Genomic DNA, 22854 nt, shown 5'->3' with positions numbered 1-22854 from the left:
TTCCCCGAAGAAAATGTTGTCGGTGAAATGACGGATAAGCTTTTCCTGCGGGACGGATTTAAGCTGCCCACTTGCAAACCGGGCGATATGCTGGACATTACATTTAACCGCAAGGGCAAGCCGGAGACCATCACAGTCATTGGCAAGTAAATTCTAAACCGCACAACTTGTACCGCTTGGGGGAATTTCTCCCGGCGGTGCAACTGGTGCTTGATGTGGAGGAAACAATATGGAATTAAAAAATATCGTTCATCAGACAAAAGTTCTGGCTCAAAGGCGGCGTAATCGTGCCATTCTGCGGCTGCGCCTATGGTCGGGGGTAAAAGAAGCAGCTACAATGTGGAAAGGCGTTTTCGTCCTGCTACTATGTGCCGCATTTATCTTCCTTTGGAATGCCCGTGATACGTTAGTACCCTTTCACAGCGATATACCATTGCTGATTACTGTTTGGAGCTATATTATTGACGCTTTCATCCCGCTACTGTTCCTGTTGCTATTGGTTGGCCTGCTGATCCTTTTAGGAACACCGTTCCTGGCAAAGGCGGTTGAAAGCAGTCTGCTGCAAATCGGTCTTGCCAACCGCTACGGGTATGCCCCGGCGTTAATTTCATGTAAGCGTATCAAAAATACACAGGTCAGTGTAATGGTTTTCTATTCGCTTGGTGTTGGTACGGAAACATGGGAAACGCATCGTGCGGAAATACAGGACGCGCTTAACGTCCATTTTGTGGAGCCTATCAAGTACGGCGGCAGAAATGGACGAAACCGCAATATCATTGTCATTGCTGCCGCGCCCGGAGCCGAAACGCACAGAAAGGATGTGCTGTATGATGAATTTTGACGCGTCAAAGCTTCTGACGCTCGGTTACGATTTGGACGCATGGAACGGTTATGGGGCTAAAATCCCCATAAGCACTGATGTTTCCCCAGCTGCTAACAGCCATATTCTAATTTGCGGGATGTCCGGTTCGGGAAAATCTTATTTTGAAAACGCCCTCTTTGCAAAGCTTATTATGGCAGAATCGGGCGGGGAATACCATTTCGCGGACTACAAGGGGGATGACAACTTTGCGTATCTGCACGGCTGTTCTCGATATTATTCTTACAAAAGCACATTGCAAGCGTTACAGGCCGTGTATGCCCGCTTAAATGCCCGGCAATCGGGAGAGGATGAAAGCAAGCATCCCATTACGCTGATTTGGGATGAATACATGGCAAATATCTTGTCGCTTGTAAATGAGGATAAAAAAGCGGCGGCGGTGGTGATGAACAAGGTAAGCGCAATATTGTTGCTTGGGCGCTCCCTGTCTGTGCGCTTGATTACCGCCATGCAGCGTCCTGACGCGGTTGCTTTTCCATCTGGTTCACGACTTAACTACGGCGTTGTAATCATTCTCGGCGCGGCTATCAAGAGTATCTATGAAATGCTCTTACCTGATTTCATTGAGCAAGTCAAAGGCCGTGTATTCGGGCAAGGTGAGGGCGTTGCGCTGCTGCAAGGCTCGCAGTTGCATTTTATCAAGGTAGGAACAGTGCAGGATTCCGAACGAATGCGGCAGATATGCGTAAAGGCATTGTCTTAGAAACGCACGCACCGCCCGCCGTGCGAAGCGTAAGGCGGGCGAGCGCGGGTGTCTGGCTAGTATTACCCAGACACCTCTGTACCATCACTGCGAAAATCACGCAAAGGAAGTGAAGACCTTTGAAAAAAGATACACGGCACAGAAAATACTTACTTACAATCAATAATCCCGGTGCTGAATGGTCACATGAACAAATCCGTGAAGTACTTGGGAAAATGCAGTTAAAATACTGGTGTATGGCTGACGAACAAGGCTTGCAGGAACAGACCCCGCATACTCATGTGTTCTTTGTTGCTAACAGTCCAATTCGTTTTTCCACCGTCAAGGGCTATTTCCCTACTGCCCATCTTGACCCGGCCTGCGGCACTTCCGAAGAAAACCGGGCGTATGTGCAAAAATCCGGGAAATGGGCAGAGGATGAAAAAGCCGATACCAGTATCCCTGACACCTTTGAAGAGTGGGGAGAGCTACCGACGGAAAATCCCGGACAGCGTACCGATTGGGATATAGCCTTAGCGATGCTTGAGGACGGTCACAGCGCAATGAATGTTATTCGTTCGCAAACCCATTTAATGCGCTACCGCTCCACTTTGGAGCAAGTTAGGCAAGAACTGATTGCAGAGCAATTCCATAATACCTTTCGCATACTTAAAACAACCTATATATATGGTGCTACGGGTCTTGGAAAAACAAAACTGGTCATGGAACGGTATGGCTATGAGAATGTGTGCCAGATAACCGGCTATCAGCATGGGTGCTTTGATAAATACCAGAGCGAAGATATAATTGTATTTGATGAATTTTCATCCAGTATGAAAATTCAGGATATGAATAATCTTTTGGACGGCTACCCGCTGATGCTGCCTTGTCGCTATGCAAACCGCGTGGCGTGCTATACAAAAGCGTACATTATCAGCAACATTCCGTTGGAATACCAATATACAAATGTGCGCTTGGACACTCCTGCGGTCTGGAATGCCTTTATACGCCGTATTCACAAGGTTGTGCATTTTACTGGTATCAACCAGTATGACGAAATGACCACGCAGGAATATTTTGCACCACACCAAAAAGCGTTGGATGGCTGGACGGAAGTCAAGGACACAAGGGACTGTCCTTTCACAGAGAGGAGATAGGCGATGGAAAAACCTAAGAAGTCACGGAATCCGTATGATGTTGAGCTTCCGCAGTCCATTATAGAATCCTTCGTCCGATTCCTCGTGCCAGAGATTCGCAAATTCTATGAAAGTGAAGAAGGAAAAAGGAAGTTTGACGAATGGAAGAAGGTGCATAAGCGGGCAAAAGTGGAAAATGAAGAGGGTGGATAAGGAAATTAACCCTTATCCACCCTCTTTACCTGCTGAGAACGGTTATGCGCTTTCTTTAATGCTGCGACCATAGACAGCGCCATCCAAGTCTTGATCTGTCATACAGCCCTTTGCTCTACGATAGAAGCGTGGCATATGTTCATGGTACTCAGAAAGAGCATCGGGATGCTCACGAGTATAAGCTATCACAGTGTCATATTCCCAATGCTCACTGATCCTAGGAAAATTGTTCCATATATCTATTTTCTTAAGATCGTCCCATCCGTTTTTCTTCCTAATGCGCTCAACAATAATCGAATACAGGTATTGATGAGCTTTAAACAGAAAGTTCTTGCGAACAATCCATTTGGGAACGAGTAGTATTTCCTTGCCTCTGTGGTACCAGCACGGCCGAGTTACCTGAATCCATTCTCTTGTTGTGGCATCGAATGTCCAAATGGCTTTTTCTCCCTGTGGGGGACATCCCCACACAGACATTTGCTCACAAGTAAAAGCATTTAGCGGTTCATGCAAAATATTTGTAAGCAGATCGGACATACAGTCTTCTGCAAATCCCTCTACAAGCACGGGAATGTCCTGCGCTCGGCTTATCGTGGGAATGTCGTCAACAAGCAAAGAGAGGCCGCTAATACAATCCCTAAGGCCTTCTGCGGTTTTCCCCTTTCCGTTGTAACCATTTCCATAACCAAGCTTTGTTGCATTTTGCTCCCCAGCATGAGAAAGCAGGCCGCTGTTATATAGTGATTTATCTCGAAGACCTTCAAAGAAGCAATCAAAGAATGTTCGCATTATATTAGAAGCATTCTTACACCATGGATCTTCCGCGCCCTCTATCATGCATGGATCAATAAACAGTCTGTTATCACCGTTTAGAAAAACATCAATGAACTCATAGTTTTGGTGCCCTTTTATCTTAGCACCGAGATAATCTGAAATAAAGATTTTCATCACTCCTAATAAAAATGTAATAAATATATGTGATCACATTTTTAGAAAAAGTCTGCATTTTTTACCTTTCTGGGCACAAATTTCATATTGCAAACGGAAGTAAAGCATGATAAGATAAACAAGTGAATTTGACAAAGTATCGTTCCGTGCTTTTGTCACCCTGCAGAACACCGAGTTGGCGCTCGGTGTTTTTCTTTTTCGCATTTTATGTGTTATTGCTAAAGAAGGATTTAGGATTACACCCAAATGCCCCTTCTAGAATTCGATTTGCTAAGTTAACCTTAGCGCGTGATGTTTTTAACTCACTCAACCTGTGTAGAAAACTCTTTCCACAAGAATCTTTACAAGTGACCCACACTTGGTCTCGACGAAAATTGCCGTCTACTAATAGTGGCTGATGTGACGTGCAGATGAGTTGTGCGTGTCTAGGGTTGCTTTCCTCGCTGGTAAATAGACTTATAATTTCTTTTGCTAAAGAGAGATGCAGCCCATTTTCCAACTCATCAATAACAAGTGTTCCTCCGGTCTCAAGGACATCGTATAGATATGGTAGGGCTGTAAATAGTTTAACAGTTCCCAATGATTCGTCTGCAAAAAACGCAATTGGAATGCTGCTAGTTTCTTTGCCGTCTTTATATAAAGCATGTTTTGTTTCTATTCCAACGGTTGTTTTCTTAGAAATAATTTCTCGATTTTCAAAATCATCTGCGTCAATTTTTTGGCGGGCAAGCTCTTCTTCTTCAAAAGAGACATTTATATCTCGGATAGTAGGGTCTGCTTTTTTGAGTATATCCTTATATTTATTCAATCGTTCGTCAGAAAAAGACTCTCTTGTTTGTGCTGGACGTAATCTAGCTGCTGTCATGCTAACGACTTGAATTTCTTTAATAGCTGAGACAATTTTTGACGCTAGAGGGTTATTAAGCAGTGCTGCAACAGGAAGACATAAAGCTTCTTCTTTTACAACCTGTTTTGTATTTTCGAAATCTTTGAGTTCCGAGCGTAAAACAATTTCCTTATATGATGGTGAACTTCTTTCAATAAGCTTTTCTGTTCTACGATACTTCTTAGTTAGAAGCTCAGATTGAATTTTTTTTCCCAAGATTGTAAATTCATAGTGATAGCTCGTTTCATCTATCAGTACATCAATCGCAAATTTAGTAGGTCTCTCATGGTAATCTACATCAAAAGCAAAAGATACCACAGGAGAATCTATTCCTTTAATCTGCGGCAAAGCTAATAATTGCGGATTATTCATTGCCGTTAGTGGAGACCAATCTAAAAGCCGTTGAATCTCTCGAATTATCTTGCAAAAAAAAGTTTTACCGGAACCATTTGCTCCATAAAGAAACGAAACTTTGTTAAAAGTTGATTCACCTTGTGTAAAGGTGTTTTCAAGATGCTCTTTTTTACTAAGGTCTGTTTCGGTTGTAAATGTAATACACTCCGCAAATGAAGCAAAGTTTTCAGCAGATAGGGATTTCAGTACAAAGTTATTCATTCCATTTCCCCCTTGTGAGAGATTATAGCATAGTTGATGTCTAATTGTCAAGCTGTTAATTTAGATTTATTGATCATATCGTGCATTATATTAGAATAACTCTTTAATTCGATGCGATTGTAGATATTTCAAAGATTATTATTCCGATGTAACTGTGGACGTTTGTATAATAAACAAAAGGAAGGACAAGGTCTAAAGCCTTGCCCTTCCTTTTTAATTTTGACCTTACATCCACACCGTAACGGCTAAGCCGCCTTTAAAAAAGTAGGTGTTCGTGTAATGTCCATTTGGTGGAGATGAGGGGAATCGAACCCCTGTCCGAAGATTGCCTACCAGAGCTTTCTACGAGTGTAGCCGGTGTTTTAACATTCCCTCCGCACAGCGCCCGTCGGCAGGCTCCGTGCTTCAGTAGCCTTTAAGCCATGACCGGGTGAAAGGCGTGGCCCGGTTCATGTTCACCGCTAAATGACGCCCTTATCCGGGCCGCGGTACTCCCGGTAAGAACGAGCAGCCTAAATTAGGCTGCTAAAGCAACTTTATTGTTGTTGTTTAATTTTAAGTTTACGGATTTTATAGCGGTTCCGCACCGCTACTCGCTTACTCAGGCTCACAACCCCCGTCGAAACCATTGCATCCCCATATTTAAAATATAGATACGGGCTTCTTCCGGATATTATGCCCTGTTTTTGTCTTTCATTGCGCGCTCAATGTCGCGCTTCGCGGCTTTTGCCGCAAGATCCTGCCGTTTGTCGTACAGCTTTTTACCTTTGCAAAGGCCCACCTGCACCTTGACCATCGAACCTTTAAAATACAGCGACAGCGGAATCAGGGAGTAGCCGTCCTGTTTGACAAGGCCGAACAGCCGCATAATCTCGCGCTTGTGCATCAACAGGCGGCGCACGCGCAAGGGGTCTTTGTTGAAGATATTGCCCTGCTCATACGGGCTGATGTGCATGCCGTTGAGAAGGAGCTCGCCGTTTACCACCGAGCACCACGCGTCCTTCAGGTTGGCGCGCCCCTGACGCAGGGATTTCACCTCGGTGCCGGCCAGCTCGATGCCGGCCTCCATGCTTTCTTCCACAAAGTAGTCGTGAAAGGCTTTTTTGTTTTGAGCGATTGTTTTGGTTGCGAGCTTTTCGGCCATACAAAAAAGCCTCCGTTCTAAATTTCTCTCCGGCCCTCCATCGCGCGAGTCAGGGTTACCTCGTCGGCATATTCCAGATCGCCGCCGACGGGAATGCCGTAGGCGAGGCGCGTTACCGTAATGCCCATGGGCTTGAGCAGACGCGACAGATACATCGCCGTGGCTTCGCCCTCCACCGTGGGATTGGTGGCCATGATGATCTCTCTGACCTCGTCGTTCATGCGGGCCAGCAGCTCCTTAATGCAGAGCTGATCCGGGCCTACGCCGTTCAGGGGGGAGATCGCGCCGTGAAGCACGTGGTAAAGGCCCTTGTACTCGTTGGTGCGCTCGAGCGCGAACACATCGCGCGGGTCTTCCACCACACAGATGATCGAGCGGTCACGCCCGGCGCTGCGGCAGACCGGGCAAAGCTCCTGATCCGTCAGGTTACAGCACTCTTTGCAGTAATGAATTTTCTCGTGGGCCTCCCGGATGGCTCCGGTGAATTGCTCCGTTTCCTCCTTGGAGAGCCCAAGAACATAATAGGCAAGGCGCTGGGCGCTTTTATGGCCGATGCCGGGCAGCCGTTCAAACTGCTCGATCAGCCGCGCCAGAGGCGCCACATAATAGGCGGACATAGATCAAAAGATCCCGGGTACGTTCAGGCCGCCCGAAAGGGATTCCATCCGCTCACTTTTGTCGGCGGCGGCGGCGCGCAGCGCTTCGTTTGCTGCGGCCAGAATCAGGTCGGAAAGCATCTCCACGTCCTCGGGGTCCACGACCTCGGGCTTGATGGCGATGGATTTCAGCTCCATTTTGCCGGTGGCGACAACCTCTACGGCGTTTCCGCCGGAGGTGGCGGTGTACTCCTTGGTCTCCAGCTCGGTGGTGGCCTTGTCCATTTCCTCCTGCAGCTTCTGGGCCTGCCGCGCCAGCTGCTGTAAATTGGCGGCGCCGCCTTTACCGTAGCCTTCCGGTAATCTTGCTTTCATGTCGAAACCTCCCGTTATTGTTGAATCACTGGGATTCCCGCCGCCGCGGCGCTTTCCGCCAGGGCTTTGAGCGGGTCCTGCTCTTTTGTCTGTTCTGTTTGGGGCTTTTTGTACGGCCCCAGTTTATAGGTACGTCCCGTTATCTGCTTGATGGCGTCGCGCATTTTGTCCCGCTGGGCGGGGCGGCGAAGCAGCTCAAGCGCGGTGGGGCTGGGCGCGTCGATCAAAACATATTCTCCGCTCACATAGGCGGTGGAGCCAGCGAACGAAGCGGCGACGACCCGAGAGTAATCCTTCATCGTCTGCAGAATTTCCGGCCACACATCGAGCGGGCGGGCCGAATCCTGCAGCTCCTCAAGCGAGCTGGGCGCGCCGGATTCTTTCGCAGCCGGTGAAACGGCGGGCGGTGCTGGGGCTTTCTCCATTACCGGTTTCTCGGCAACAAAGTGCGGTGTGGGAACCGCCGGTTCATAGGGGGCCGGCGGCGTCTCCTCCGCCCACGGCGGCGCGTCGTCCGGTACCTTTTGCCGCGCCGGGGGTGCGGTGGGAACGAGAGAGGGCGCCGCGGCAGAGGGTTCCTGTATGCGGGGAGCCTGTGGCTCCGGCGGCACTGTCTGCGCAGCGGGAGCGGGGCTTTTTCTCTCCAGCGCGGCAATCCGCCGAACCAGCGCGTCCATGCCGGAATCCAGCTCTGGTGAGCAAAGGCGCAGAACCGCCATTTCCATTTCAATTCGCCGGCTGCCGCCACGGTACATCCGCTCCAGCGCATCCTGCATCGTATCCAGACAATGCAGGATCACCGGCAGGGAGGTGGGCAGGGCCCGTGCGGACATGGCCTGATATTCTTCTTCCGGAACCGCCAGAATGTCTCTGGCGTCCTTCATGGTTTTCAGCAGCATCAGCCCGCGAAAATAACTCAAAAGCTCTTCGCACAGCCGCGCCATGTCTTTAGACGCGGTATACAGCTCGTCGATCACCCGCAGCGCGGTGGCCGCGTCTTTGCCGGTGATGGCGTCCGCCAGCCGGAACAAATGCTCCCGCCCCGCCAATCCGGCGGTTTGGGTGACGACGTCCACAGTGACGTCGCGGCTGCGCCCCAGGCACTGATCGAGCAGCGAGAGCGCGTCGCGCAGTGCACCGTCGGCCAATCTGGCCAGCAGCAGCGCGGCCTGCGGCTCAATGCTGGCGTTTTCCTCGCCGACAATGTAGGTGAGGCGGTCCGCAATGTCCGCCGGGGCAATCCTGTGAAAATCAAACCGCTGGCAGCGGGACAGGATCGTCGCGGGGAGCTTGTGCACCTCGGTGGTGGCCAGAATAAAAATCACGTGCTCCGGCGGCTCCTCCAGCGTTTTCAGCAGTGCGTTGAACGCGCCGATGGAAAGCATGTGAACCTCGTCGATAATGTATACCCGGTATTTTGCGGTGGCGGGCGTAAAATTCGCTTCCTCGCGCAGGGCGCGGATGTTCTCCACGCCGTTGTTGCTGGCGGCGTCGATCTCCACCACATCCAGCACGGAGCCGTTGTCGAGCCCGCGGCAGATTTCGCACTCTCCGCAAGGGTCGCCGCCCTGGGGATTCAGGCAGTTGACCGCCTTGGCCAGGATTTTGGCGCAGGTGGTTTTGCCGGTCCCCCTCGAGCCGGTGAACAGATATGCGTGGGCCAGTCTGCCGGAGAGCAGCTCGTTTTTTAAAGTGGACGTAACCTGAGGCTGCCCTACGACATCTGAAAACTGCCGGGGCCGCCATTTGCGGTATAAGACCTGATACATCGGGATGTGTCCACCTGCCTTTGCGCCAATAAACCGAAAGCAAGACAGCTCGCCAAAATGACGACACATGCAATAGGATATGCGGACGAACAGACACAACCTGCATCGCACCGGCCAATCCGCTTAATGCTGCTCGGTTCCCCGCCTGACATGGTTCACGGCGGCCAGCCGTACAGAGCCCGCCCGCCCGCATATCCTATTGCACGTAATTCTGCCTTGCTTTTTCATAAGCTAACTGAAATAGTATAAACGATTTTTGAAAAAAAAACAACTCTTTTCTGCGATTTACCGAGAACAGCGTCCAGTTTTCCGTTTCTATTTTATCAGGCGGGCGAAAAAAATGCAACCGGAAATGTCTGCTTTGTGGTATAATAACCGCAAAGCAATTTGCGGTATCCGCTTCGCCATGACAGCGTTTTGCGCCTGCGGAGGTGCGATTCTTTTGTGCCGGCAAGGATTTTCTGTTTCTCTTTTTAAGGCAAAATCTTTGCGGCTTCCTCGCGGGGATATCCGCTGAAAACCGGCTCTGTTTGAATAGATAAATTCAGAAACGAAAAGCTGGCTGCTTGCAGTCTTATCCGCAGGGTAGACGCAAGCCCGGCTTGCTGATGGAGGATAAATCATATGAATATGACTTGGGAAGAGTTGGAATCGACTTGCGGGCAGTGCCGCAAGTGCGGCTTGTGTGAAACGCGCACAAATGTGGTGTTCGGCGTGGGCAACCGCAGTGCGGATGTGATGTTCATCGGGGAGGGCCCGGGAGAAAACGAGGATTTGCAGGGCGAGCCCTTCGTGGGGCGCGCGGGCCAGCTGCTGGATAAAATGCTGGCGGCGGTCGATCTGGATCGCCATACGAATATTTATATTGCGAACATCGTAAAATGCCGCCCGCCGAAAAACCGCGATCCGGAGCCCGGTGAGCAGGACGCCTGTCTGCCCTGGCTGCGCAGTCAGGTTGCTCTGGTGCGCCCGAAGATCATAGTCTGTCTGGGCCGCGTGGCGGCGATGAAGCTTTTAAAGCCGGATATCAAGATCACAAGGGAACACGGCGAGTTTTACGAGAGAAACGGTGTGTTGATGATGGCGACTCTGCACCCGGCGGCCCTGCTGCGCAATCCCAACAATAAGCCCGCCGCGTTTGAAGATTTCTTAAAGCTACGCAAAAGGCTGGACGAACTCCACCTTGCCCCCGCGCCGGGCGATCTCCCCTTTTAATCAAAAGCATTTCGCCGGTCGGCGACGGTTTGCCTGTTTTTGCGCTTCCAATACATTTTAAAAAATAAGAAAAAAGGTGTATACTTCCTAATTTGGAAATATACACCTTTTTTTATTGAGATTTTTACATTACCTACAAAAAAATACAAATTTTTCTTAAAATATATGTTTTCAATTCCATCGATTTATAATAATGATTTTCTTTTTATTGCCGATATATCGTGTAAGCATCCGGGAAACTTGAGATTTGGCGCAGCGGGAGGGCCGAACGGGCTGAACCGGATAAAAAATAGGGGGTATGCAGTGTGAGAAGGAATGAGAAAAAAGAACGTAAAAAAAGTCTGCGTGGAAAAATCATTTTATTCGTTGGCATTCCGGTCATTTTATCTTACCTGATTGTCGGTTCCGTTATCTTGATGATCGTCAGGAACAATGTCAGCCAGCTGACCAACCAGCAGCTGACCTCCGACTCCAAAGCGGCTTCCAGGCAGATCGAAAACTTTTTTCAGCAGTATATGGCGCTCCCAGGCCAGTTCTCGAAAAATGTGGAGATACAGAAGATGATGTCCGCTACCGGTCAGGGTCAGGCGATGGAGCAGTACGCGGGATTTTCCAGCCTGTACGATACGATGAAGAGCATGGTGGGTAAAGACGAGAATATTCTGTCGCTTTGGGTTGCCGATGTTGACGCAAAGCAGTATGTGGATTCCAAGGGGGAAAGCGCCAAAGACTTTCCCACCTCTGAACGGCCGTGGTTTGTTCAGATGAAAGAGCGGGGCGGTATGACCATGACCGATCCGTATGAGGATTTTACCACGAAAAAGCAGGTGGTAACCATGGTAATCCCTGTGTTTCGGGCGAACACCAGCGAAATTATCGGAGCGGTAGGCCTTGATCTGGTGTTGGACAACCTGAACAAGAGCTTGGCGGCCTATAAGCTGGGCAATACCGGCTTTTACATTCTGCTTTCCTCCGGCGGCCAGGTGATTTACCATCCCGCGCAGGAGAACGTGAACAAGAGCCTTACGGATGTCGACTTGTCCGACAACTTCAAGCAGGCCGCCACAGCCCATACGGAAGGCCTGATCGAATACACCTCCGGCACAACGCAGAGCCACGGGTACCTTTCCCCGGTGGGGGACACGGGCTGGATGGTCGCAACCGGCCTGCCAAACGCGGAGTTCTACGCAAACTATCATCGGATTGTGTGGATCTGGGGCATTGTGATGCTGGTATCGATGGTGCTGGTTCTGCTGATGATACTGTTGATCTCCAGCCGTCTTGCGGCGCCGATCAGGCAGCTGCAGATAGCGGCGGGCGAGGTGGCCGAGGGAAATCTGGATGTAATGGTGTCCGTCAAATCGCAGGATGAAATCGGCCGGCTTGCGCGGGAGTTCGAGCGTATGGTGGCTCAGCTCAGAGATTATCGCGGCTATATTCAGGAGATTACGGACACGCTCGATACCATGGCGGGAGGCGATATGCGCATTCACCTCAAGCACGAGTACGTCGGGGAGTTTGCCCCCGTAAAGCAGGCGCTCCTGGGAATTTCGGATTCGCTGAGCAATACGCTTTCTACGATCGATGAAATATCGGCGCAGGTAAACTCGGGCGCCGAGCAGGTTTCAAGCGCGGCGCAGGCGCTGGCGGCAGGCGCCACCCAGCAGGCGGCCTCTGTGGAGGAGCTTTCCTCCATGATCGCCCGCATTGACGAATCGGCGAGGGAAAATGCCAGAAATGCCGAAAACACGGTGGCCTTGTACGAACAGTCCAATCAGAAAATCCAGTCCATCAGCGGCGGTGTGGGGGTGCTTGAGGGGCATATGAGGGAGATCAGCAAATCTTCCGCAACAATTATGGGAATCACCCGTACGATTGAGGATATTGCGCTTCAGACCAACATCCTCGCGCTGAATGCCGCGATTGAGGCGGCCCGTGCCGGCGCGGCGGGCAAGGGCTTTGCCGTGGTGGCGGACGAGGTTCGCAATCTTGCCGCAAAATCTGCCGAGGCCGTAAAGCAGACGGCGGAGCTGCTGGCGAAATCCAATCAGGCGGTGGAGCTCGGCGCTTCTGCGGTGGATGAGGTTGCCGCCTCCATTCAGACCGTAATCGAGCTGGGCAACCAGACGAATGCGGCGGTGATCGGGATGGGTAAGTCCGCGCAGGAGCAGGCGGAGGCGGTCAACCAGATTTCGGAGGGGCTCTCTCAGATTTCGGCGGTGGTGCAGACCAACGCTGCCACGGCGGAAGAAAGCTCCGCCTCGAGCGCCGAGCTTTCGAGCCAGGCGGAAACCCTGCATATGGAGATTCGCAAGTTTCAGCTCCACGAGCAGGAGAAAGCTTCTGCGGAATCCTCCGGGAAATGGGAAATCGAACGCTGATGTTGAAAAGACCGATGCAAAGCGGGCAGACCGCCTGAAAATCGTTTACCATCAAACAGAAAAAGCCGTGCTTCTCAAAAAAGGAGCACGGCTTTTTTGGCGCCCTTTTTTTTCGGGCGGGTGAAGAGTGTCACAGAAAACGGGCGCCAAAGCGCGGCTTTCCAGAAAACAAAACTGTATATCAGTATTTTTTTGATGATAAAATTTCTTATTTTTTATTAAATTTCTACAATCACTCAGCCGATATACAAAGCAGAGGGAATAGGTAGCCCAAAAATTTTTATTGGGTTATCTGTGTTTTTTGAAACGGGCCGCCTCTGTTGCAGGCTCCCGTTTTAGATAAAGAAAGGTGAAAGGAACTATCGAATGAAGAGAGAAAATCAAAAAACAGCAAGGGATACGTCGATCAGGGGCTTTCGCAGCTTGGGGGCCCGAACGATGGCCTTTATCGGCGTACCGGTACTTCTTTCCTATGTGATCATCGGAATGATTCTGCTCAGTCTGGTAGGGAATTCCGTTTCCCACCTGACGGAAAACGAGCTGCAGGCCAAGTCTGAGGGCGCGGCCTATCAGGTGGACGAGTTCCTGTTGCAGTACACGCAAATTTCCAGCCGGCTGTCCCAAAACGCGGATCTGCAGCAGATGATGACGGATTCCAATAAGAGCCATACGATGAGCGACGACGCAAGGTTTGCCAACCTGTACCAGACGATGCAGACCATGCGCGGAACAGATAAAAATATTCTGTCTATTTTTATCGCAGATGTGGACGCGGAGCAGAGCATTAACACCAATGGCGGAAACAACAAGAGCTATAAAACGACCGAACGCCCTTGGTTTATTGAAATGAAAAAGAAGAACGGCATCACGCTCACGGAACCCTACGAGGACATCAACACAAAGCAGCAGGTCGTGACGATCGCCTCGCCTGTGTATCGAAAGGGAACGTCGGAGATCATCGGCGCCGTGGGGCTCGATCTCACCCTTACCAGCCTGAGCGAAAATGTTCGTTCCTTCAAAATCGGGCAGGAGGGCTACTACATTCTGGTGTCCGCCGGTGGGAACATTGTTTCTCACCCCAAAGACGAGTACCTCAATCATAATATTTCCGATACGGATTTGACCCAATCCATCGTGAAAAGCCTACAGGAGAAAAAGGTTGGGAGCGTTCAGTATACCTCTCACGGCATCGTCAGCTACGGGTACACCTGCGCTGTGGGCGACACCGGCTGGATGGTGGCGACCGGGCTGCCGGAGAAGGAATATTTTCAGGAGTATAACAACGTGCGCTCTGTACTGCTGATTTCCTTTGTGGTCGCGTTCGGCGCGATCTTAGTGCTTTTGGTGCTGATCTCCAAAAGGCTGGTCGCCCCGCTGAAGAAGCTGACCGTGACGGCCAACCAGATCGCGGAGGGCAATCTGGATGTGGAAATCTCGGTGAATAGTCAGGACGAAATCGGGCGACTGGGGGATGCGTTCAACCGAACGGTGTTCCAGCTCTCCAATTACAGGGGCTATATTCACGAAATTGCCAGCACGTTGGAAACCATGGCCTCCGGCGATATGCAGATTCATCTGCAGCAGGAGTACGCCGGTGAGTTTGCGCCCGTTAAGCAGGCCTTGCTGGATATTTCCTCCTCGCTTTGCACCACGCTGTCTTCCATCGACGAAATCGCGGCGCAGGTGAATTCCAGTGCGGAGCAGGTTTCGAGCGCGGCGCAGGCGCTGGCGGCCGGCGCCACCCAGCAGGCGGCCTCTGTGGAGGAGCTTTCCTCCATGATCGTGCGCATTGACGAGTCGGCGAAAGAAAACGCCAAAAATGCCGAAAACACGGTGGCCTTGTACGAACAGTCCAATCAGAAGATTCAGTCCATCAGCCGCAGTGTGGAACTGCTTGAGAGCCACATGAAGGAGATCAGCCACTCGTCCTCCACCATCATGGGGATTACCCGCACGATTGAGGATATTGCGCTCCAGACCAACATTCTCGCGCTGAATGCCGCGATTGAGGCTGCTCGTGCCGGCGCGGCGGGTAAGGGCTTTGCCGTGGTGGCGGACGAGGTTCGCAACCTTGCCGCAAAATCTGCCGAGGCCGTAAAGCAGACGGCGGAGCTGCTGGCAAAATCCAATCAGGCGGTGGAGCTCGGCGCTTCCGCAGTGGATGAGGTCTCCGGTTCCATTCAGACCGTGATCGAGCTGGGCAACCAGACGAATGCGGCGGTGATCGGGATGGGCCAGTCCGCGCAGGAGCAGGCCGAAGCGGTCAACCAGATTTCGGAGGGGCTCTCTCAAATTTCGGCGGTCGTGCAGACCAACGCTGCCACAGCGGAAGAAAGCTCCGCCTCGAGCGCCGAGCTTTCGAGCCAGGCGGAAACCCTGCATCTGGAGATTCGCAAGTTCCGGCTGCATGACCAGGAAGAGAGCGCTGCGCCCGCTGATGAACAGCCGGAGATGGATTTCGATTCCTTTGAAGAAGGCTTTTAAAAACAGATACAGCGCCGGAAAATAGCAAAAGGGGGCCGTGCTTCTCCGAGAGGAGAGGCACGGCCCCCTTTTTGCAAGCCTACGAATTCCATCTTTTGATCTCAGGATATCGGGACAATAGGGCCTGATTTGCGGCCTCCAGCTGCCGGCGATACTGGGCATAGGGGCTGCTCAGTTCCTTTAAATCGGGGAGAAGCACATCGTAATACTGAACTGCAGCCCAAATGTGAGACAGTATAATATACTGAATAACAAATGGGGTGCAGTTCATAAACCCCTCTTGCTCTTTCCCGGCAGCGTTGCAATCCAAAACGAATCGAAAGCCGCATTTCTATTTTGGCTGGGCGAGAACCTCCAGAAATCGGTTGGAAAGCACGTCGTATTCGTGGTACTTTAAAATGTAATCCTGCCCGCGTTTGCCCATGGTTTCCAGCTCCGCTTTCGGCGTGGATGCCAGAATCTGCGCCGCGCGCGCGATTTCCGCGGGATCCTCCGGCGCAATCGAAATGCCGCACTTGGCGTCGGCCACCATGTCGTTGCCCGCTTCAATCGCGAAGATGACCGGCTTTGCCGCCATCATGTAATCCATCAGCTTGTTGGGGCTGACGCCGAAGCGGAACAGCGGCTGGCGCTGCAGGCCCACATACAAAGCGTCCAGCTGCTCCAGCAGGCCGGGCACCTCGTCGCGCTTGACGGCGGGCAGAGCCTCAACGACGTCGTTCAGCTCAAGGTCTTTGATTTTCTGAATCAGCCGCTCGCGTTCCGGGCCCTGGCCTACCAGCAGCAGCTTGATCTTTTTATCCCGCAGCAGCTCGCCGGCCTCCACGTAGCTGTCCAGCGCGTTGGCTACGCCATGCGCGCCGGTGTAGCCGATTAGAAAATAGCCCTCATCGTGGTATTGGCTGAGTTTTTCCGCGTACACCGGTGTTCCGGTTTGGGCGGTTTCCCAGTCCTCTTTTACGATCCCGTTCGGGATGCACACGAATTTTTCCGGCTTCATGCCGTGCTCTATCATGTGCTCCTGCGCGTTCGGCAGAATGGAGACAATGGTATCGCAGTGCTTGTAGCAGTAGTTTTCCGCGGCCTGCATCAGCATGATATACGGGTGATATTTGGGGATTCCGCCCAGCTCCATCGGGCTGAGCGGCCACAGGTCGTGCACCTCGTAGATCAGCTTCGCGCCATGCTTGTCCGCCATTTTGCGCAGCGGATAAATCTCGAGCGGATAGGTGGAGGACGCGATCACCGCGTCGGGCCGGCCGGTTTCTGTAATGGCGCTTTCAAAGTTAGAAAGCCCCCGGATAAACGACAGCATGTTTTTGATGCGGCCCATCCCGTTGCCGTGGTACTCGGATCCGGCGATCCAGAAATAACGGATGCCGTCGATCATTTCCACCCAGTACGGGCGCCCCTTGGAGTCGGGATTGTCGCCGCGCAGGTGCGAAAAGGAGGACAAGACGATCGTGACCTGATGCCCCTGCCGCACCCAGCGCTTGGCCATGAAATACGGGCGGTACTCCATGCTTTTGCCGGTGCCGGCATAGTGGTTGGACAAAATGATGTTCATGCCGCCGCCCCCTCAGTTGTTTTGTGAAAGCAGGGCCGCCGCGATTTTCCGGCTGGCCGCGCCGTCGCCGAACGGCATCAGTCCGCGCGCCGCGGGGTCCGGAATGGTATGCAGGGCCTTGTCGAGAATATCTTCTGTCTCGAGCTTTGAGAGGATATTCCAATTGCCGACCAGGGTTTCGACCCACTCGGTCTCCTGCCGCAGGGTGACGCAGGGCACCTCCATGAACCAGGCTTCCTTCTGCAGTCCGCCCGAATCGGTCAGCACCTGCTTTGCGCCGCTGGTGAGCAGCAGCATTTCCAGGTAGCCCACAGGGTCGATCAGGCGAATGTTGCGAAAGCCCTCTTTCGAGACGGCTTCCTCCGCCAGAGGGCGGGTGCGGGGGTGAATCGGCAGAACCACGGGCTCGGGCAGCCGCTCAAAGGCGCGGAAAATGCGCACAACGGCGGGCAGGCCGCCGTCGGTGGTCTCCGCCCGGTGGAGCGTCGCCAGCCGGTAGCCCTTCGGGGCAATGCCAAGTTGTTCATAAATTGCCGTTTTTTCCGGGTTGGCCTTGGCCAGCTTCAGAAAATGCAGCACAGAATCGAGCATCACGTCGCCGGTGATGGAAACGCCCGCCTCAATTCCCTCTTTTTTCAGGTTGTCCTCCGCTGTCTGCGTTGGGCAGAACAGCCAGGTCGAGATGTGATCGGTCAGCACGCGGTTCTGCTCCTCGGGCATGCGGCGGTTGTACGAGCGCAGGCCCGCCTCCACGTGCGCCACGGGGATGTGCAGCTTCGACGCCGCGAGCGCCCCGGCCAGCGTGGAGTTCGTGTCGCCGTAAACGAGCAGGATATCCGGGTGCTCGGCGAGCAGCACCTCTTCAATGCGCATCAGCATCTCGCCGGTCTGCTTGCCGTGCGTGCCGGAGCCGACCCCCAGATGATACTTGGGGCGGGGGATGGAAAGCTCCTCAAAAAACACGTCGGACATATTGCGGTCGTAGTGCTGCCCGGTGTGTACGAGGATCTCGTCGCACGCGGGCGCCAGCGCGGCAGATACCACAGAGGCTTTGATGAACTGCGGTCTTGCGCCGACAATCGTTACGATCTTCACTGGGCGGCCTCCTCTGAATGATAGCGCACGTCGCTGTCGTTCATATCCAGAGTAGAGAATTCCAGATCATCAAAGCGGACGGCCTGGCCGGTTTTCTGGGATTTGTACGCCGCAAGGATGATCTTGAGCGCCTTGATGCCCTCGGTTCCGCTCACGAGCGGCTGCGTGCCGGTCTGAATCGCACGGATATAGTCCGCGTACAGCGCGTTGTGGCCGTGGCCGTATACGTCGGCAGGGTCTGTTCCGGCCAGAGCAGCCACGCGTTCATCCTGCTCGGCGGGCTGAGAGAAATTCCAGGTCTGTACGCGGTTGACCGCGAGGCCGCCGATGACGGCGGCGCCGGTCTCGCCGAAAACAGAGAGGGTTTCTTCCAGATTCTTGGGGTATACACACGCGGTGCCTTCCACCATGCCGACGGCGCCGTTTTTGAAGCGGATGAGAATGGCGCCGAAGTCCTCGGCCTCTATGTCGCGCAGGTAGTTGCCGGTCATCGCCATAATGGTTTCCGGCTCGCCGCCAAGGTTCCACTGCAGCAGGTCGATGTTGTGGATGCACTGGTTCATCAGTGTGCCGCCGTCCTGCGCCCAGGTTCCGCGCCAGGGAGCCTGCTCGTAGTAGGGCATGGAGCGGTTCCACAGAATGCGGGCGGTGCCGTTTACCAGCTTGCCGAAGCGGTTATCCTCAACCGCGCGGTGCAGCTCCTGAATCGGGGCATTAAAGCGGTTCTGGTGGCAGACCCCCAGCTTGAGTCCGCGGGAATTTGCCTCCTGAATCATCAGCTGTGCGTCGTGTGTGGAAAGCGCCATGGGCTTTTCCACCAGCACGTGCTTGCCGCGGCGCAGGCAGTCGAGCGCGATTTCGGCGTGGTAGCCGCTTTCGGTCGCGATGGAGCAGCAGTCAATGGCAAGCTCCTCCAGCGCTTTTTTGTAGTCGGTGTATACCGCGGGGCGCTTGCCGGTTTTTTCCTGCAGGCTGTCCGCCTTCTCCTGCGCCCGCTCCTCGATCAGGTCGCAGACGGCGACGAGCTCCATCAGTCCGGCGTTTTCCGCAGCGGCGGCAACGTGGTTTTTCGAGATTCTTCCGCAGCCGATCAGTAGGAAATTCAGTTTTTTCATTTCGTTCCCATCCTTCATCTTGCATCTGTCGTTTTGGTTTTTCACGCAGGAAGGAGCGCTGGCCCGGCCGGCGCTCCTGTACTCGCTTTCGTCAAATCACCTTACAGAAGCTCGATATTGCTTCTGTCCGCCACGTCCTTCATCGCGTTTCTCGTATCGAAAATCGCCTTTGAGAGGGACTGGATTCTGTTGTAGTCAAAGCACTCGTGCGCGGTGCAGATGATGACGATATCTGCATTTTTTAGCTCGTCGTCGGTCAGCTCGGTCAGGCCCTGGTGCACCTTGCCCTTGTGCTTGTATTCCGGAATATAGGGGTCAAAGAAGACGGCGTCCGCGCCCTGCTCCAGCAGGTGGTCAATCACGTTCAGTGCGGGGGATTCGCGGTAGTCGTCAATATCGTTCTTGTAGGCGACGCCCAGCACCAGCACGCGCGCGCCGTTCATCGCGGTCTTATTGCGGTTCAATACCTTCATCGCGCGGTCTACCACGTATTCGGGCATCGCGGTGTTGATCTCGCCGGAGGTTTCGATCAGCCGGGTGTGGTAATCATACTCGCGGGCCTTCCAGGTCAGGTAGAAGGGGTCGAGCGGAATGCAGTGGCCGCCGAGGCCCGGACCGGGATAAAACGCCTGAAAGCCGTAGGGCTTCGTTTTCGCGGCGTCGATCACATCCCACACGTTGATGCCCATGCGGTTGCAGATGATCGCCATTTCGTTGGCAAGACCGATGTTGATGTTGCGGTAGGTATTTTCCAGCAGCTTTTCCATTTCCGCCACGGCGGGGGAGGCCACTTCGTACACGCCGCCCTCGAGCACGTTGCGGTACAAAGCCGCGGCAGCCTCGGTGCTGTCTTTGCCTACGCCGCCTACCACCTTGGGGGTGTTCTTGGTTTTATACTGCTTGTTGCCGGGGTCGACACGTTCGGGGGAGAACGCAAGGAAGAAATCCTCGCCGCAGACAAGGCCGCTCTCTTCCAGAATGGGCTTCAAAAGCTCCTCCGTGGTACCGGGGTATGTGGTGGATTCCAGAATCACCAGCATGCCGGCGTGCAGATATTTCGCAACAGACTCCGTGGAGCTCTTCACATAGCTGATGTCGGGCTGCTGGTATTTGTCCAGCGGAGTGGGCACGCAGATGGCGACGCAGTCCACGCTGCTGATGAAGGAGAAATCGCTGGTGGCGGAAAGCCGGCCGCTTTTTACCACATCCTCCAGAGCGCTGTCCACCACGTCTCCAATATAATTGTGCGCGCGGTTAACCTGCTCCACCTTCTGCTCCTGAACGTCGAAGCCGATGGTTTTGTAGCCGGCCTTGGCGATTTCCACAGCCAGGGGCAAGCCGACATACCCCAGTCCGATGATGCCCACTGTGGCGGTTTTGCTTTCTATTTTGGAAAGAAGCTCCGTCTTGCGATTTGACATAGTTTGTTACCTACCTTTTTGTTTGCATTTCTTTCACTTTATTGTAACCGGGCGGAACACTCCGCCGAAGCGTACCGGGGTGCGGCGGATTTATTCCGCCAGGCTGTTCAGCTCCTGCGCCACATAGGTGACGGTTTCGGGGGTGATGTAGCCGTGCATGGGCAGGCTGAACACCCGTTGGCTCAAGCTTTCGCTCACCGGGAAATCCCCCTCCTTGTAGCCGAGCTCCTGAAAGGCCTCCTGCAAATGCAGGGCCTTCGGGTAATAGATCATGGTGGGGATGCCCTTTTCTTCCAGACCCTTCATCAGGCGGTCGCGCTCCCCGGCGGATTTGGCCTTGAGGGTATAGTACCCAAAGCTCGACTCCAGCTTTTCCGGAGTGACGGGGACGTCGAATTTGTCCTTGAGCAGGGAGTTGTACAGCGCCGCCGCCTTGTGGCGGGTTTCGTTTTCTTTGTCAAAAGCGCGCAGCTTCGGCAGCAGAATCGCGGCCTGAATGGTGTCGAGCCGGGCGTTGAGGCCGATGCGCACGTTGTCGTATTTAAAGCTTCCCTTGCCGTGTACACGAATGGAAACGAGCAGGTCGTACAGCTCCTTGTCGTCGGTGAAGATCGCGCCGCCGTCGCCGTAGCAGCCCAAAGCCTTCGCCGGGAAAAAGCTGGTGGCGGAAGCATCGCCGAACGCGCAGGCCCTGCGGCCGTTGTTGACTCCGCCAAAGCCCTGCGCGGCGTCCTCCAGCACGAGAAGCCCGAATTCGCGGCAGATGGGCAAAATCTCCTCATAGTCGGCGGTCTGGCCGAACAGGTCAACCGGGATCACGGCCTTGGGGTTCAGCTTGCCCTCCGCCTTAACGCGCTCAATCTGCCTGCGCAGAGAGGCGGGGTCCAGGTTGAAGGTGTCTTCCTTCACGTCGCAGAATACGGGGGTAGCGCCCACAAGGCTTGCCACCTCGGCGGTTGCCATAAAGGTAAAGGCCGGCACGAACACCGCGTCGCCGGGGCCTACGCCCCAGGCCATCAGCGGCATTTGCAGCGCGTCGGTTCCGTTTGAGACGGAAACGCAGTATTTGCGGCCTACATACTTGCAGAGCTCCTGCTCCAGTTCTTCTACCTGCGGGCCGGAAATAAAGTGGCATTCCTCCAGAACCTTGGCGATTCCCGCGTCGATTTCCGGTTTGAGGGTACGGTATTGGGCCGCCAAATCGTTGAATTCAATTTTCTGCATGATTTTTTTCCTCCTTCAGGCCTTGCGGCGTGTGTGTGTACTGCCTGCCGCATTTGGGGCAGTGCAGGGCTTCGTCCAGCGTTTCGCCGCATTCGCAGGCCCAGCCGTGCTGACGCGCGGGGCTTCCCATCATAATGGCGTGCGCGGGTACGTCTTTCGTCACCACGCTGCCCGCGGCAATAAACGCGTGTGCACCGATGCTGTGCCCGCACACGATCGTCGCGTTGGCGCCGATGCTGGCGCCAACGCCCACCGGAGTGCGGACATAAAACTCAGAGCCCCGCTGGGGATATTTGCAGCGGGGGCGCGGTACATTGGTAAACACCATGGAGGGGCCGCAGAACACGTAATCGCCGAGCTCCACGCCCTCATAGATGGAAACGTTATTTTGAATTTTGCAGTGATCGCCGATTTCGACGCCCGGCGCCACAAAGACGTTCTGCCCCAGAGTGCAGCCCTTGCCGATCCGGCAGCCGGAGGAGATATGGCTGAAATGCCAAATTCTGCTTCCCTCGCCGATCTGACAGCCGTCATCCGCAAAAGCGCTTTCGTGTACAAAAAAATTTTTCTCGCTCACTGTGAGTAACCGCCATTCTCCGGCAGCAAAATAGGAATGGGCCGGTTCTGTTCCGCACGCCGCTGCCGAATCTGGCGCACGGGATCCATTTTACGGATTCCCGGCTGATGAAGATGAAATTGATTCTTTAACATGATTGTGTCATACCTTTAGCCGGCCATCTCAAACGCTCTGCGGGCGCCGCAGCCGTTCGGCCGACGGTTTTGCGCCTTCTTCGGCGCCGAAGGGCGGCGAGACCGAAATCCATTCGCCCGGCGAACGAAAAAACCGCCCGGATAGCCAAAACTACCAGGCTGATGATTCCGCGCTCCCTCAGGCACTCGGCGCTTTGCTTTCGGAGCTGCCGTGAGTATCCTGTCTGGAATCAAATGCCGCCGGAACCGCCCGGCGGATGACCCCCACGCTGTCCCGGGAACGGATCGCCTTACTTCGGTTTATTATATCGCTATTATTTACCAGAGTCAATCGTTTCAATCCGCAATCCGCCGATTCGTATTGACAAGAATTTCCGATCGTATTATCATAAACAGT

General features: G+C 53.6%; 21 protein-coding genes and 2 other RNA genes. 8 read left to right on the top strand and 15 right to left on the bottom strand.

Translation table 11 applies throughout. The features are described 5' to 3' along the window. The first annotated feature begins 229 nt into the window (after positions 1-229). From G340_RS0112835 to G340_RS0112820, 4 genes are all read left to right on the top strand, one after another. The gene (locus G340_RS0112835; protein ID WP_020074055.1) at positions 230-841 is read left to right on the top strand and encodes a hypothetical protein; all 612 of its coding nucleotides are present in this window, start codon (positions 230-232) and stop codon (positions 839-841) included. Next, positions 828-1583: a helicase HerA domain-containing protein gene (locus G340_RS0112830; protein WP_020074054.1), complete on the top strand. Its 756-nt coding sequence runs from the start codon at positions 828-830 to the stop codon at positions 1581-1583. Before G340_RS0112835 ends, G340_RS0112830 begins: the two co-directional genes overlap by 14 nt. Positions 1584-1702: 119 nt before the next feature. After that, positions 1703-2719 carry a hypothetical protein gene (locus G340_RS16785; RefSeq protein ID WP_020074053.1) on the top strand — a complete coding sequence of 339 codons (1017 nt, stop codon included), beginning with the start codon at positions 1703-1705 and terminating at the stop codon, positions 2717-2719. A gap of 3 nt (positions 2720-2722) precedes the next feature. After that, positions 2723-2911, top strand: a complete 189-nt coding sequence (locus tag G340_RS0112820) for a hypothetical protein (RefSeq protein ID WP_020074052.1) — start codon at positions 2723-2725, stop codon at positions 2909-2911. A 42-nt stretch (positions 2912-2953) separates the two neighbouring features. Here the strand turns inward: G340_RS0112820 and G340_RS0112815 are convergent, their stop codons facing one another. The 8 genes from G340_RS0112815 to ffs all read right to left on the bottom strand — a co-directional run bounded on the left by G340_RS0112815 (position 2954) and on the right by ffs (position 9429). After that, the gene (locus tag G340_RS0112815) at positions 2954-3859 is read right to left on the bottom strand and encodes a hypothetical protein (RefSeq protein WP_020074051.1); all 906 of its coding nucleotides are present in this window, start codon (positions 3857-3859) and stop codon (positions 2954-2956) included. Positions 3860-4064: 205 nt separating this feature from the next. Further along, positions 4065-5360 (bottom strand): AAA family ATPase, encoded by a 1296-nt coding sequence (locus G340_RS0112810; RefSeq protein ID WP_020074050.1) that lies wholly within the window; start codon positions 5358-5360, stop codon positions 4065-4067. A 288-nt stretch (positions 5361-5648) separates the two neighbouring features. Next, positions 5649-5998: a transfer-messenger RNA gene (gene ssrA, locus G340_RS17540) on the bottom strand. A gap of 35 nt (positions 5999-6033) precedes the next feature. Next, on the bottom strand, positions 6034-6504 hold the full coding sequence (gene smpB / locus G340_RS0112805; protein WP_020074049.1) for an SsrA-binding protein SmpB: 471 nt from the start codon (positions 6502-6504) through the stop codon (positions 6034-6036). Between the two features lie 17 nt (positions 6505-6521). Beyond that, entirely contained in the window at positions 6522-7121 is a 600-nt protein-coding gene (gene recR, locus G340_RS0112800) for a recombination mediator RecR (RefSeq protein ID WP_020074048.1), read from the bottom strand. 3 nt (positions 7122-7124) lie between these two features. Further along, entirely contained in the window at positions 7125-7475 is a 351-nt protein-coding gene (locus tag G340_RS0112795) for a YbaB/EbfC family nucleoid-associated protein (RefSeq protein WP_020074047.1), read from the bottom strand. A gap of 14 nt (positions 7476-7489) precedes the next feature. Next, positions 7490-9244: a DNA polymerase III subunit gamma/tau gene (gene dnaX / locus G340_RS0112790; protein ID WP_020074046.1), complete on the bottom strand. Its 1755-nt coding sequence runs from the start codon at positions 9242-9244 to the stop codon at positions 7490-7492. Positions 9245-9331: 87 nt separating this feature from the next. Further along, positions 9332-9429: signal recognition particle sRNA small type (gene ffs, locus G340_RS17535), an RNA gene on the bottom strand. Positions 9430-9500: 71 nt separating this feature from the next. Here ffs and G340_RS18015 point away from each other — a divergent pair. The 4 genes from G340_RS18015 (at position 9501) to G340_RS0112770 (ending at position 15324) form a co-directional block, all read left to right on the top strand. Next, complete coding sequence (locus G340_RS18015) at positions 9501-9761, top strand: hypothetical protein (RefSeq protein WP_154653207.1); 261 nt, start codon at positions 9501-9503, stop codon at positions 9759-9761. Positions 9762-9868: 107 nt separating this feature from the next. Next, positions 9869-10459 carry a uracil-DNA glycosylase gene (locus G340_RS0112785; RefSeq protein WP_020074045.1) on the top strand — a complete coding sequence of 197 codons (591 nt, stop codon included), beginning with the start codon at positions 9869-9871 and terminating at the stop codon, positions 10457-10459. A gap of 305 nt (positions 10460-10764) precedes the next feature. Continuing rightward, positions 10765-12840, top strand: a complete 2076-nt coding sequence (locus G340_RS0112780; RefSeq protein WP_020074044.1) for a methyl-accepting chemotaxis protein — start codon at positions 10765-10767, stop codon at positions 12838-12840. Positions 12841-13206: 366 nt separating this feature from the next. Further along, positions 13207-15324 (top strand): methyl-accepting chemotaxis protein, encoded by a 2118-nt coding sequence (locus G340_RS0112770; RefSeq protein WP_326522403.1) that lies wholly within the window; start codon positions 13207-13209, stop codon positions 15322-15324. Positions 15325-15655: 331 nt separating this feature from the next. Here the strand turns inward: G340_RS0112770 and G340_RS0112760 are convergent, their stop codons facing one another. The 7 genes from G340_RS0112760 to G340_RS18010 form a co-directional block, all read right to left on the bottom strand. Continuing rightward, positions 15656-16891, bottom strand: coding sequence for a glycosyltransferase family 4 protein (locus G340_RS0112760; protein ID WP_020074040.1), 1236 nt, complete (start codon positions 16889-16891; stop codon positions 15656-15658). A 12-nt stretch (positions 16892-16903) separates the two neighbouring features. Next, positions 16904-17986 (bottom strand): non-hydrolyzing UDP-N-acetylglucosamine 2-epimerase, encoded by a 1083-nt coding sequence (gene wecB / locus G340_RS0112755; RefSeq protein ID WP_020074039.1) that lies wholly within the window; start codon positions 17984-17986, stop codon positions 16904-16906. Beyond that, positions 17983-19101, bottom strand: a complete 1119-nt coding sequence (locus G340_RS0112750) for a Gfo/Idh/MocA family protein (RefSeq protein ID WP_020074038.1) — start codon at positions 19099-19101, stop codon at positions 17983-17985. The genes wecB and G340_RS0112750 overlap by 4 nt, the downstream gene beginning before the upstream one ends. Positions 19102-19202: 101 nt before the next feature. Then, the gene (locus tag G340_RS0112745; protein ID WP_020074037.1) at positions 19203-20522 is read right to left on the bottom strand and encodes a nucleotide sugar dehydrogenase; all 1320 of its coding nucleotides are present in this window, start codon (positions 20520-20522) and stop codon (positions 19203-19205) included. 90 nt (positions 20523-20612) lie between these two features. Then, positions 20613-21746, bottom strand: coding sequence for a DegT/DnrJ/EryC1/StrS family aminotransferase (locus G340_RS0112740; RefSeq protein ID WP_020074036.1), 1134 nt, complete (start codon positions 21744-21746; stop codon positions 20613-20615). After that, positions 21733-22323, bottom strand: a complete 591-nt coding sequence (locus G340_RS0112735; protein ID WP_020074035.1) for an acyltransferase — start codon at positions 22321-22323, stop codon at positions 21733-21735. The genes G340_RS0112740 and G340_RS0112735 overlap by 14 nt, the downstream gene beginning before the upstream one ends. 312 nt (positions 22324-22635) lie before the next feature. Continuing rightward, positions 22636-22797, bottom strand: coding sequence for a hypothetical protein (locus G340_RS18010; RefSeq protein ID WP_154653205.1), 162 nt, complete (start codon positions 22795-22797; stop codon positions 22636-22638). Positions 22798-22854: the final 57 nt, after the last annotated feature.

This window comes from Faecalispora sporosphaeroides DSM 1294 (assembly GCA_000383295.1).
Classification (GTDB): domain Bacteria; phylum Bacillota; class Clostridia; order Oscillospirales; family Acutalibacteraceae; genus Faecalispora; species Faecalispora sporosphaeroides.
This window is presented reverse-complemented; position numbering and strand designations above follow the sequence as displayed.